We start from the raw sequence: 11911 nt of genomic DNA, 5'->3' as shown, positions 1-11911 counted from the left end.
CACGCCGAAGGGCCGGTACCCGTCGCGGGTACCGGCCCTTCGGCGTGCAGCGGTCGGGTCAGTGCACGTCGCCCATCAGGGCGACCACCCGGCGGCGGTACATCCACAGCGCGACGCCCGCGATGATCGCCAGCACGCCCTGGGAGGCGAAGTACCAGGTGGAGCCGGTCGAGTCGCCCATCACCAGCTGCACCACGGCGGCCACGCAGTCGCCCGCCGTGACGGCGAGGAACCACAGGCCCATCATCTGGCTGGCGTACTTGGCCGGGGCCAGCTTGGTGGTGACCGACAGGCCGACCGGGGAGAGGGTCAGCTCACCGACGGTCTGGATCAGGTAGACCATGGCCAGCCACAGCGGCGAGACCTTGGCACCGCCGGAGGCGGCGGCCATCGCCAGCATCATCACCAGGAACGAGGCGCCGATCATCAGCAGGCCGATGGCGAACTTGACGGTGGTGCTGGGGTTCTTGCCGCGCCGGGACAGCCAGACCCATAGCCAGGCGAAGACCGGGGCCAGCGCCATGATGTAGAGCGGGTTCAGCGACTGGAACCAGCTGGACGGGAAGTCGAAGCCGAACAGCGTGGAGGAGGTGCTGTCGGTGGCGAAGATGTTCAGCGTCGAGCTGGACTGGTCGTAGATCATCCAGAACACGGCGGCCGCGACGAAGAACCAGATGTAGCCGGTCATCTTGGACTTCTCGTCCCGGCTGAGGTCCTTGTCCCGCTGCATCCGGGCGAAGTAGATCACCGGGATCGCGATGCCCGCGATGGACAGCGGCCAGATCACCCAGTCGACGGTGAAGCGGCCGGAAAGCGCGACCACGGCGTAGAACACCGCGGCGGCGGCCAGCCACAGCGCGGCCTTGCGCAGGACGGAGCGCTTCTCGGCCGGGGAGATCGGCGAGTTCACCACGTTGCTCTGCGCGCTGAGGTGGCGGGTGCCCAGCAGGTACTGGGCCAGGCCCAGGGCCATGCCGACGCCGGCCAGCGCGAAACCGAGGTGCCAGTCGACCTTCTGGCCGACCGTGCCGATGACCAGCGGGGCGGCGAAGGCACCGAGGTTGATGCCCATGTAGAAGATGGTGAAGCCACCGTCGCGGCGCGGGTCGTTCGGCCCGTCGTAGAGGTGGCCGACCATGGTCGAGATGTTGGACTTCAGCAGGCCGGAGCCGACCGCGATGAAGGCGAGTCCGGCGAAGAACAGCGCGGAGCCGGGCACGGCCAGCAGGAAGTGGCCGACCATGATGATCCCGCCGCCGACCGCCACGGTCTTGCGCGGTCCCCAGAAGCGGTCCGCGATCCAGCCGCCGGGAAGCGCGGTCAGGTACACCATCGCGTTGTAGACGCTGACGATCGCGGCGCCGACGGCCGCCTTGTACTCCAGGCCGCCGTCCGCGTGGTCGGCGACCAGGTAGAGCACCAGCAGGGCCCGCATGCCGTAGAAGCTGAAGCGCTCCCACATCTCGGTCATGAAGAGCGTGGCGAGGCCCCGGGGGTGCCCGAGAAAGGTCTTGCCGCTGGGGGGAGCCGACTGAATGCCGGGGTCCAGGGTGGTAGACGCCATGTGTCGTGGGTTCCTTGCCTGACTTCGTCCGCCAAGGGGGGTGGAGGCGGACGGGGACCAAACCACTGTACGTGGCGGTATTCCATGACATGGACGGACAAACCTCGCAGACCAGGTAACGCGCAAGCAAAGCTCAGCTGGCCCTGGGGTGCCAATTCAATGGCCCAAGCGGAAAATGTCCTTTGAAGTGAAGGTAGCACGTGGAAATCTTCGGTGAACGACGGCGAGTGACCGAGCCTTCGAAACCATGGCGGGGCCGAACGGGCGATCACAGCCTGTGAACTAGTTCACAGGCCGCACGGGGCCTGCCATGGTTGCCCCGTCGGCAGGTCATGCGGAGGTCAAGGGCCGATACGCTCCCTGATCGGGGGGCGCCCGGCGGTCTACCATCAGCCCATGACCTGTGTGCTGCTGGCCGAGGACGACCCGGCAATCTCCGAACCGCTGGCCCGCGCGCTGCGCCGGGAGGGCTATGAGGTGCTGGTCCGCGAGGACGGGCCCGCCGCGCTGGGGGCGGGGCTCACCGAGGAGGTCGACCTCATCGTCCTGGACCTCGGCCTGCCCGAGATGGACGGCCTGGAGGTCTGCCGACGGCTGCGCGCCGACGGCAAGAGCTTCCCGGTCCTGGTCCTCACCGCGCGCGCCGACGAGGTGGACACCGTGGTCGGCCTGGACGCGGGTGCCGACGACTACGTGACCAAGCCGTTCCGGCTGGCCGAGCTGCTCGCCCGGGTCCGGGCGCTGCTGCGCCGCGGCAACGTGGACCAGCTGACCACCGGCGCGCACGGCGTGAAGATCGACATCGAGTCGCACCGGGCCTGGCTCGGCGAGGAGGAGCTCACCCTCTCCGCCAAGGAGTTCGAGCTGCTGCGGGTGCTGGTCCGGGACGCCGGCCGGGTGGTCACCCGCGAGGAGATCATGCGCCAGGTCTGGGACACCACCTGGTGGACCTCGACCAAGACCCTGGACATGCACATCTCCTGGCTGCGCAAGAAGCTCGGCGACGACGCGGCCAATCCGCGCTACATCGCCACCGTCCGCGGTGTGGGCTTCCGCTTCGAGAAGAACTGACGACGAAGGACCGCCCGGCGTGAAGCGCAGGATGATCAATTCGCTGCTGGGTGTGGTCCTGGTGGTGGTCGCGGTGTTCTGCGTGCCGCTGGCCCTGATCGAGAAGCAGAGCATCGTCAGCGCGGCCAACGACCGGGTCGACGCGGCGGCCGTCCGGGTGCTGGGCCTGGTGGAGAGCCGGCTGGCCGCGGGCGAGCCGGTCACCGGCGAGAAGTTCGCCGCCCAGGTCACCGACGGCTCGTTCGTCCTGGTGGACATCCCCGGGCAGCCGCTGATCGCGGCCGGCCGGCCGGTGCAGGGCGCCGCGCTGACCGCCACCGAGGAGGGCGCGAGCGGCGAGACCGTGACCGTGATGCAGTCCCGCGAGGCGGTCGACCACGAGATCGGCAACATGCTGCTGCTGCTCGGGGTGGTCGCGCTGCTCGCCGTCCAGGCCGCCGTGGCCCTCGCGGTCTGGCAGGCCAAGCGGCTGGCCCGCCCGCTCACCGACCTCGCCGAGACCGCCGAGCGGCTCGGCTCCGGTGACCCGCGCCCGCGCGACCGCCGCTACGGCGTCCCCGAGCTCGACCGGGTCGCCGAGGTGCTGGACGCCAGCGCCGAGCGGATCGCCCGGATGCTCACCGCCGAGCGCCGGCTCGCCGCCGACGCCTCCCACCAGCTGCGCACCCCGCTGACCGCGCTCTCGATGCGGCTGGAGGAGATCACCGCACTCGCCGAGGACCCGGGGACGGTACGGGAGGAGGCCGCGATCGGCCTCCAGCAGGTCGAGCGGCTGACCGATGTGGTGCAGCGGCTGCTCACCAACCAGCGCGACCGCAGCAGCCCGGCCGCGGTCGGTTTCCCGCTCGACGAGGTGATCAAGCAGCAGGTCGAGGAGTGGGGGCCGCCGCTGCGCGACAGCGGGCGGCGGCTGGTCATCGAGGGGCTCCAGGGTGCCCATGTGACCGGCACCCCCGGCACCCTGGCGCAGGTGCTGGCCACCCTGATCGAGAACTCGCTGATGCACGGCGCGGGCACCATCACCCTGCGGGTGCGCCGCTCGGGCAGCTCGATCGTCGCCGAGGTCCAGGACGAGGGCGCCGGGGTGCCGCCGGAGCTGGGCAACCGGGTCTTCGAACGGGCGGTCAGCGGCCGCAACTCCACCGGCATCGGCCTGGCGGTCGCCCGCGACCTGGCGGAGGCGGACGGCGGCCGGCTGGAACTGCTCTCGCTCCAGCCACCGGTGTTCGCGCTCTTCGTGGGGCTGAGCCGCTAGGTCGTCGGCCCTAGCGCTGCTCGACGAACGGCTGCCGCTTGGCGGCCAGTACCAGCTCGGCCTCGGCCACCACCGCCTCGGGCTCGGCGGGTTCGGCCAGCTCCGGCAGCGCCTTGAACACCCAGGTGCGGTACGAGAAGAACCGGAACACCGTGCCGGCGGCGAGCCCGACCACCTTGGCGGCGAGCTGCTCCACGTGCGTGGTCAGCCCGAGGACGTAGACCGAGAATCCGAGGATCCCGGTCTCGATCAGCATGCCCGCGCCGCTGAACAGCAGGAACAGGGTGATCTCGCGCTTGCGCGAGGCCGCGTCCCGGTCGCGGTAGAGCCAGTAGCGGTAGCCGAGGTAGTTGGTCGCGATGGCGACCAGGGTGGCGGCGACGTTGGAGCGCAGCGAGGCCAGCCCGAGGCCGTTGATGCAGGCCCAGAAGACGATGAAGTTGACGACGACGCCGCTCAGCCCGACGATCCCGAACTTCACCACCTCGCCCGAGACCCCGCGGACGCGGTTCACGAGCGACGGCTTCGGCGCGGTGGTGGTCGTCATACCCGACTGTCTCCTGTGCTCGCCTGCGTAGGATGCCGTGCACGTGCCGCGGCGGCACGGGCGGTACCCCCAGATACACAGATGATCGGATTGTGCTTCGTGGGGCCCGGCCATCCAGGCTACTCGCTCCCCGGCGCCCCGTCCGCACCCCGGCAGCCGCCCACCGCCCCGCGGGCGGCCGGTGCACCCGCGATGACCGGCCCGGATATCCTGGGCGGCGTGACTCTCGCGGGCAAGGCAAATTTTCCAGTGGTCGGTGTGATCGGCGGCGGACAGCTGGCGCGGATGGCGCACCAGGCGGGCATCCCGCTGGGCATCCGGTTCAAGCTCCTCGCCGACACCCCTCAGGACTCCGCCGCGCAGGTGGTCTCCGACGTGGTCCTCGGTGACTACCGTGACCTCGAAACGCTGCGCCGGTTCGCGGCCGGCTGTGACGTGATCACCTTCGACCACGAGCACGTCCCCACCGAGCACCTGCGGGCGCTCCAGGCCGACGGCATCGCCGTCCGCCCGGGCCCCGACGCGCTGGTGAACGCCCAGGACAAGGGCGTGATGCGGGCGAAGCTGGACTCGATCGGCGTGCCCTGCCCGCGCCACCGGCTGGTCGCCGACCCGGCCGACGTCTCGGCGTTCGCCGCCGAGGGCGCGGGCTACCCGGTGGTGCTGAAGACCGTCCGGGGCGGCTACGACGGCAAGGGCGTCTGGGTCGTCGACGACGAGCAGGAGGCCGCCGCGCCGTTCCTGGCCGGCGTGCCGGTGCTGGCCGAGGAGAAGGTCGACTTCCTGCGCGAGCTGGCGGCCAACGTGGTCCGCTCGCCCAGCGGCCAGGCCGTGGCGTACCCGGTGGTGGAGAGCGTGCAGGAGAACGGCGTCTGCGCCGAGGTCACCGCGCCCGCACCGGAGCTGGACCCGGAACTCGCCGGCGAGGCCCAGGCGCTGGCCCTGCGGATCGCCGGCGAGCTGGACATCACCGGTCACCTGGCGGTCGAGCTGTTCCAGACCCGCGACGGCCGGATCCTGGTCAACGAGCTGGCCATGCGCCCGCACAACTCCGGCCACTGGACCCAGGACGGCTCCGTCACCTCGCAGTTCGAGAACCACCTGCGAGCCGTCCTGGACCTCCCGCTGGGGGACCCGCGCCCGCGCGCGAGGTGGACCGTGATGGTCAACGTCCTCGGCGGCGACTACCCCGACATGTACCACGCCTTCCTGCACTGCATGGCCCGCGATCCCGGCCTGCGGATCCACATGTACGGGAAGGACGTGAAGCCCGGCCGTAAGGTCGGCCACGTCAACGTCTTCGGGGACGACCTCGACGACGTCCGCGAGCGCGCCCGCCACGCGGCCGCCTACCTGCGAGGGACCATCACAGAATGACTGACCCGATCATCGGCATCGTCATGGGCTCGGACTCCGACTGGCCCGTGATGGAGGCGGCCGCCCAGGCCCTGGACGAGTTCGAGATCCCGTACGAGGTCGACGTGGTCTCCGCGCACCGGATGCCGCGCGAGATGGTGGCGTACGGCGAGCGGGCGCACCAGCGCGGCCTGAAGGCGATCATCGCGGGCGCGGGCGGAGCGGCCCACCTGCCGGGCATGCTGGCCTCGGTCACCCCGCTGCCGGTGATCGGCGTCCCGGTGCCGCTGCGCTACCTCGACGGGATGGACAGCCTGCTCTCCATCGTGCAGATGCCGGCCGGCGTGCCGGTGGCCACCGTCTCGGTCGCCGGGGCGCGCAACGCCGGGCTGCTGGCGGTCCGGATGCTGGCCGCCTTCGACCCCGAGCTGGCCGAGCGGATGGTCGAGTTCCAGGCCGACCTGAACACCCAGGCCACCGAGAAGGGCAAGAAGCTGCGGGCCAAGGTGGCCGGCTCCGGCTCGTTCGGCTTCGGCAAGTAGCCGCTCCGCCCCGCGGGGGCAGGCGGTAGAACAGGGGCATGACCTCTGAACTGCTCGATCGCGCCCGTGCCGTGCTCCGCGACACCCCGGTGGTGGACGGCCACAACGACCTCCCCTGGGCGATGCGCGTCCAGGCCGGCTACGACCTGGACGCCCTCGACCTGACGGCGGACCAGAGCGGCCGGTTGCACACCGACCTCGTCCGGCTGCGCGCCGGCGGGGTCGGTGCGCAGTTCTGGTCGGTCTTCGTGCGCTCCGACTACACGGGCGACCAGGCCGTCAGCGCCACCCTCGAACAGGTCGACTTCGTCCGGACGATGGCCCAGCGCCACGCGGCGGTGCTGCAACTGGCCCGCACCGCCGACGACATGGAGGCGGCCCGGGCCGGTGGCCGGATCGCCTCGCTGATCGGTGCGGAGGGCGGGCACTCGATCAACTGCTCGCTGGGCACCCTGCGGATGATGTTCGAACTGGGCGTGCGCTACCTGACGCTGACCCACAACGACAACCTGCCGTGGGCCGACTCCGCCACCGATGTCCGGGCCGTGGGCGGCCTGACCGCCTTCGGCGAGGAGGTGGTGCGGGAGATGAACCGGCTCGGGATGCTGGTCGACCTCTCGCACGTCTCGGCCGACACCATGCGGGCGGCGCTGCGGGTCTCGGTCGCGCCGGTGATCTTCTCGCACTCCTCCGCCCGCGCCGTCTGCGACCACCCGCGCAACGTGCCGGACGACGTGCTCGCCCAGCTGCCCGCCAACGGCGGCCTGGCGATGGCCACCTTCGTACCGAAGTTCATCCTGCCGGCGGCCATCGAGTGGACCGCCGCCGCCGACGAGAACCTGCGCGCCCACGGCTTCCACCCGCTGGAGACCACCCCGGAGGCGATGGCGGTCCAGCACGCGTACGAGGCCGCCCACCCGCGGCCGGTCGCCACCGTGGCCACCGTGGCCGACCACCTGGACCACATGCGGGAGGTGGCCGGGATCGACCACATCGGCATCGGTGGCGACTTCGACGGCACCGCCTTCCTGCCCGAGGGCCTCGGCGACGTCGCCGGCTACCCCAACCTGATCGCCGAACTGCTCGGCCGGGGCTGGTCCGAGGCCGATCTCGGGAAGCTCACCTGGCACAACGCGGTCCGGGTGCTGCGGGCGGCCGAGGACGTGGCCGCCGACCTCCGGCCGACCACCGGCCCCTCCCTGGCCACCATCGACCGGCTCGACGGCCGTGGTTGACCTTCCCCCTGGGGCAGACGGCAGCGTGCAGGACGTGGAGGAGGACGCCCTGCTGGGCATCGGAGCGTTCGCGCGCCGGTCCCGGCTGTCGCAGAAGGCGCTCCGGCTGTACGACAGTCAGGGCGTGCTGCGGCCCGACCGGGTCGATCCGGTCACCGGCTACCGCTACTACCGCGAGAGCCGGCTGGTCGACGCCCGGCGGATCAGGCTGCTGCGCGGCCTGGACATGCCGCTCGCGGCGGTGGCCGAGGTGCTGGCCGCGCCCGGGCCGCAGGCTGCCGCGCTGGTCGCCGAGTACTGGGAGCGGGTCGAACGCCGGACCGCCGCCCAGCGCGAGCTGGCCGCCTACCTCCGCATCCAACTGACCGGTGGCGAAGGGATTCTGGACATGTTCGACATTCAGCAGCGTGAGGTGCCCGAGCAGCTGGTGCTCACCGAGCGGCGGCACGTCCGGCCGGAGGAGCTGCCGACCTGGATCCCGACGGCCTGCGAGCGGCTGTTCGCCGCTGCCGAGGCCCTCGGCGGCGTGTTCGGGGCGCCGTTCGTGGTCTACCACGGCGAGGTCAACGACGACAGCGACGGGCCGGCGGAGGTGTGCGTCCCGGTCGACCCGGCCCGCGCGGCCGAGGTCGGGGCGGCGGGCCGCATCGAGCCGGCCCACCGCGAGGCCTACACCACCATCACCAAGGCCCAGGTCGTGTACCCGCAGATCCTCTCGGCCTACGACGCCGTCTTCCAGTGGGCCAAGGAGCACGACGAAGCGGTCACCGCCGGGCCCCGCGAGGTCTACTTCGTGAACTGGGACGCGGCCGCCCCGGGCGATCCGGTCTGCGACATCGCGGTGCCGATCGGCTAGCCGAGCCGGGGCAGCTCGATCGCCGGGCAGCGGTCCATGACCATGTCCAGCCCGGCGGCCGTGGTGCGCGCGTAGGCGGCCTCGTCGATCACGTCGAGCTGGTACCAGACCGCCTTCGCGCCCACCGCCACGGCCTGGTCGGCGACCTCGCCGGCCAGGCCGCTGTTCACGAACACGTCCACCACGTCGACCCCGAACGGGATGTCGGCGAGCGTGGCGTACCCCTGCTCGCCCAGCACCGTCTCGGCCTTGGGGTGCACCGGCACCACCCGCTTGCCCGCCCGCCGGAGCACCTGGGCGACCCCGTACGCGGCCCGGCGGGTGTTGTTCGACAGGCCGACCACCGCCCAGGTGTCGCCGCTGTCCTGGAGGATCCTGCGGACCGTTTCCCGGTCTCCGTAGCTCATGCCAGGGCCAACGACCGCGCGGGGCAGCGCATTCCGCCGGGCCTTTCGCCGGGCCTTTCGCCGGGCCTTTTGCCGGGCCTTTTGCCGGGCCCTATGCCGGGCCGGCCCGTGCTCGGCCGGCCGCTACTCCGCGCCGGGCCGGCCCATCGCCCGGTACGTCCAGCCGGCCGCCCGCCAGCGCTCGACGTCCAGGATGTTGCGGCCGTCCAGTATCCGGCGCTCGGCCACCAGCTCGCCCAGCACGGCCGGGTCCAGCTCGCGGAACTCCTGCCACTCGGTCAGGTGCAGCACCACGTGCGCGCCCTCGACGGCCTCCGTCGCCGTCGCCGCGTAGGCGAGGCTCGGGAACATCTTGCGGGCGTTGTCCATCGCTTTCGGGTCGTACACCGTGACCTGTGCGCCCTGCAGCTGGATCTGCCCGGCCACGTTGAGCGCGGGCGAGTCCCGGATGTCGTCCGAGTTGGGCTTGAAGGCGGCGCCCAGCACCGCCACCCGGCGGCCGAGGAAGCCGCCGCCGCACTGCTCCCGGGCCAGCTCGACCATCCGGGAGCGGCGCCGCATGTTGATCGAGTCGACCTCGCGCAGGAAGGTCAGCGCCTGGTCGGCGCCCAGCTCCCCGGCCCGGGCCATGAACGCCCGGATGTCCTTGGGCAGGCAGCCGCCGCCGAAGCCCAGGCCGGCGTTGAGGAACTTGCCGCCGATCCGCTCGTCGTGCGCCAGCGCCCGGCTGAGCTGGACCACGTCCGCGCCCGCGCTCTCGCAGACCTCGGCCATCGCGTTGATGAACGAGATCTTGGTGGCGAGGAAGGAGTTGGCGGCGGCCTTGACCAGCTCGGCGGTCGGGAAGTCGGTCACCACGAAGGGCACGCCCTCGGCGATCGGCGTCGCGTAGACCTCGCGCAGCAGCTGCTCGGCCCGCTCGCTGCGCACGCCGACCACCAGCCGGTCCGGGTGCAGGGTGTCGCCGACCGCGTAGCCCTCGCGCAGGAACTCCGGGTTCCAGGCCAGCTCGGCGGCCTCGCCGGCCGGGGCCAGCGCGGCCAGCCGCTCGGCCAGCCGGGCCGCGCTGCCGACCGGCACGGTCGACTTGCCGACCACCAGGGTCGGCCGGGTCAGGTGCGGGGCCAGCGAGTCCAGCGCGGCGTCGACGTACGACATGTCGGCCGCGAACTCGCCCTTCTTCTGCGGGGTGTTCACGCAGATGAAGTGCACGTCGCCGAACTCGGCGACCTCCTGCGGGGAGTCGGTGAAACGCAGCCGCCCGGTCGAGCCCTCGTGGCCGGCCACGTGCTTGACCAACAGGTCGGCCAGACCCGGCTCGTACATCGGCACCCGGCCCGCCGACAGCGCCGCCACCTTCTCCGGGTCGATGTCCAGGCCGAGCACCTCGAAGCCGAGCTCCGCCATGCAGGCGGCGTGCGTGGCGCCGAGGTAGCCGGTACCGATCACGGTGAGCCGGAGGGTCACGTGCTTCCCCTTTGTGGTCGGGACTCTGGCCGGGCGGGTCGTCGGAGACCCGAGGCCGCAGGCCCCGATGGTATCCGCCGGACGCCGGGCCAGGGGCCGGTCCCCCCGAAGCGGCGTTCGACGCTCTGGGTAACGGGATGACCACCTGCGCGTATCGGTCGCGGTGGGAACTGAAGTTTCAATACCGCGGCGGTGGGAGGACCGACAGAATGCCGCCCATGGACGCGCGGGAGCACGAGGACGGGGCGGACGGGCAGCCCAGGTCGCTGAGCCTTTTCGATGGACGGGGCCAGGCGGACGGGCGGGGCGAGGCCGACGGGCCGCCCGAGGAGGAGAGCCCGGAGGCCGCGGCGGGCCGCGGCCGGCGTCGCCGCCGGACCAGGCGGGTGCTGATCTGGACCTTGGCCACCCTGCTGGTGATGGTCGGCGGCGGCATCGGCGGGATCTACTGGACGGCCGAGCACTACGCCTCCTCGGTCGAGCGGATCCCCGGCGCCTTCCCCAGCGTCCCCGAGTCCGCCCAGCCCAAGCCCGTCCCCGGTACCGGCACCACCTTCCTGCTGGTCGGCCTGGACGCCCGCTCGGACGTGCCCACCACCGGCGGCCAGGCCAAGGCCCCCGCCTGGAAGGAGGGCGCGAGCCGGAGCGACACCATGATGCTGATGCACCTCTCGGCGGACCGGAAGAGCGTCTCGCTGGTCTCGATAGCCCGGGACACCTGGGTGCCGGTGCCCGGCCACGGCATGGCGAAGATCAACGCGGCCTACTCCTGGGGCGGCCCGCCGCTGATGGTCGACACCGTCCAGAAGCTCACCGGCATCCGGATCGACCACATCGCGGTGATCGACTGGAACGGCTTCAAGAAGCTCACCGACGCCGTCGGCGGGGTCGACATCACCATCCCGCAGACCATCGAGGCCAAGGGCGACGCCCGCGAGTGGCTCAAGGGCACCCACCACATGAGCGGCGAGCAGGCCCTGCTCTACGTCCGCGAGCGGCACGGGCTGCCCAACGGCGACCTGGACCGCACCAAGCGCCAGCAGAACTTCCTGCGCGCCCTGATGATCCAGACCATGAACGCCGGCACGCTCGGCAATCCGGGCCGGCTCACCGGCCTGCTGCAGGCCGTCGGCGACGTGGTCAGCGTCGATGACCGGCTCAGCAACTCCGACCTCTACGACCTGGGGTGGAGCCTGCGTGACGTCCGTCCGGACGACGTCCGCTTCATGAACGCGCCGTTCGGCGGCTTCGACAACATCGGCGGCCAGGACGTGGTGAAGCTCGACACCGCGGCCTCCGCCACCCTCTGGGAGGCCATCCGCAACGACCGGATGACCGACTACCTCGCCCAGCACCGGACCACCAGCGACACCCTGGGGGAGAGCGTGCGCTGAGCCGTCCGCCGTGTCACCCATCTCACCTGTGCCGGGCCCGCGGCCGAGCCTAGGATGTCCGTTACTACTGAACGGTAATGAACGTACGAAGGGTTGTGTCACATGGCGGGCAGCTCCGGGGCGGACTTCGACCTCTTCCGGCTCAGCGAGGAGCACGAGATGCTCCGTGCGGCGGTGCGTTCGCTGGCGGAGGCGAAGATCGCTCCGTTCGCGGCGG

The 11911-nt window shown here is 71.6% G+C and carries 11 protein-coding genes; 7 read left to right on the top strand and 4 right to left on the bottom strand.

From position 1 onward, the window contains the following. Positions 1-58: 58 nt before the first annotated feature. The gene (locus tag AB0K43_RS28415) at positions 59-1564 is read right to left on the bottom strand and encodes an oligopeptide:H+ symporter (RefSeq protein WP_363644697.1); all 1506 of its coding nucleotides are present in this window, start codon (positions 1562-1564) and stop codon (positions 59-61) included. A gap of 396 nt (positions 1565-1960) precedes the next feature. On the opposite strand from AB0K43_RS28415, the gene AB0K43_RS28410 reads away from it, so the two are divergent. Further along, entirely contained in the window at positions 1961-2635 is a 675-nt protein-coding gene (locus AB0K43_RS28410) for a response regulator transcription factor (protein WP_033818466.1), read from the top strand. A gap of 19 nt (positions 2636-2654) precedes the next feature. Beyond that, positions 2655-3890 (top strand): ATP-binding protein, encoded by a 1236-nt coding sequence (locus tag AB0K43_RS28405; protein ID WP_363644694.1) that lies wholly within the window; start codon positions 2655-2657, stop codon positions 3888-3890. 10 nt (positions 3891-3900) lie between these two features. Here AB0K43_RS28405 and AB0K43_RS28400 read toward each other — a convergent pair whose 3' ends face one another. Next, positions 3901-4437, bottom strand: a complete 537-nt coding sequence (locus AB0K43_RS28400; RefSeq protein WP_363644692.1) for a GtrA family protein — start codon at positions 4435-4437, stop codon at positions 3901-3903. 285 nt (positions 4438-4722) lie between these two features. On the opposite strand from AB0K43_RS28400, the gene AB0K43_RS28395 reads away from it, so the two are divergent. The 4 genes from AB0K43_RS28395 to AB0K43_RS28380 are packed head-to-tail and all read left to right on the top strand — an operon-like array spanning position 4723 to position 8426. Next, the gene (locus tag AB0K43_RS28395; protein WP_363644753.1) at positions 4723-5814 is read left to right on the top strand and encodes a 5-(carboxyamino)imidazole ribonucleotide synthase; all 1092 of its coding nucleotides are present in this window, start codon (positions 4723-4725) and stop codon (positions 5812-5814) included. Continuing rightward, positions 5811-6335: a 5-(carboxyamino)imidazole ribonucleotide mutase gene (gene purE / locus AB0K43_RS28390; RefSeq protein ID WP_363644690.1), complete on the top strand. Its 525-nt coding sequence runs from the start codon at positions 5811-5813 to the stop codon at positions 6333-6335. Before AB0K43_RS28395 ends, purE begins: the two co-directional genes overlap by 4 nt. A gap of 38 nt (positions 6336-6373) precedes the next feature. Then, positions 6374-7570 (top strand): dipeptidase, encoded by a 1197-nt coding sequence (locus AB0K43_RS28385; protein ID WP_363644688.1) that lies wholly within the window; start codon positions 6374-6376, stop codon positions 7568-7570. Between the two features lie 34 nt (positions 7571-7604). After that, positions 7605-8426, top strand: coding sequence for a MerR family transcriptional regulator (locus AB0K43_RS28380; protein WP_363644686.1), 822 nt, complete (start codon positions 7605-7607; stop codon positions 8424-8426). On the opposite strand, the gene AB0K43_RS28375 is transcribed toward AB0K43_RS28380, so the two are convergent. Next, positions 8423-8833 (bottom strand): CoA-binding protein, encoded by a 411-nt coding sequence (locus AB0K43_RS28375; protein WP_363644684.1) that lies wholly within the window; start codon positions 8831-8833, stop codon positions 8423-8425. The two genes, AB0K43_RS28380 and AB0K43_RS28375, sit on opposite strands and share 4 nt — an antisense overlap. Before the next feature lie 123 nt (positions 8834-8956). Further along, complete coding sequence (locus AB0K43_RS28370; protein WP_363644682.1) at positions 8957-10300, bottom strand: UDP-glucose/GDP-mannose dehydrogenase family protein; 1344 nt, start codon at positions 10298-10300, stop codon at positions 8957-8959. Positions 10301-10518: 218 nt separating this feature from the next. Between AB0K43_RS28370 and AB0K43_RS28365 the strand changes: the two genes are divergently transcribed. Next, entirely contained in the window at positions 10519-11694 is a 1176-nt protein-coding gene (locus AB0K43_RS28365) for an LCP family protein (protein ID WP_363644680.1), read from the top strand. Positions 11695-11911: the final 217 nt, after the last annotated feature.

Origin of the sequence: Kitasatospora sp. NPDC049258, from assembly GCF_040678895.1 — a bacterium.
GTDB lineage: Bacteria > Actinomycetota > Actinomycetes > Streptomycetales > Streptomycetaceae > Kitasatospora.
The sequence above is the reverse complement of the archived record's forward strand: the minus strand, read 5'-3'. Positions and strand labels throughout refer to the sequence as shown.

What these genes read in the sequence shown, in the direction of transcription:
- AB0K43_RS28415 (WP_363644697.1), bottom strand. Translation starts at nt 1,564, where the DNA reads ATGGCGTCTACCACCCTGGACCCCGGCATTCAGTCGGCTCCCCCCAGC.
- AB0K43_RS28410 (WP_033818466.1), top strand. Translation starts at nt 1,961, where the DNA reads ATGACCTGTGTGCTGCTGGCCGAGGACGACCCGGCAATCTCCGAACCG.
- AB0K43_RS28400 (WP_363644692.1), bottom strand. Translation starts at nt 4,437, where the DNA reads ATGACGACCACCACCGCGCCGAAGCCGTCGCTCGTGAACCGCGTCCGC.
- AB0K43_RS28395 (WP_363644753.1), top strand. Translation starts at nt 4,723, where the DNA reads ATGGCGCACCAGGCGGGCATCCCGCTGGGCATCCGGTTCAAGCTCCTC.
- purE (WP_363644690.1), top strand. Translation starts at nt 5,811, where the DNA reads ATGACTGACCCGATCATCGGCATCGTCATGGGCTCGGACTCCGACTGG.
- AB0K43_RS28385 (WP_363644688.1), top strand. Translation starts at nt 6,374, where the DNA reads ATGACCTCTGAACTGCTCGATCGCGCCCGTGCCGTGCTCCGCGACACC.
- AB0K43_RS28375 (WP_363644684.1), bottom strand. Translation starts at nt 8,833, where the DNA reads ATGAGCTACGGAGACCGGGAAACGGTCCGCAGGATCCTCCAGGACAGC.
- AB0K43_RS28365 (WP_363644680.1), top strand. Translation starts at nt 10,519, where the DNA reads ATGGACGCGCGGGAGCACGAGGACGGGGCGGACGGGCAGCCCAGGTCG.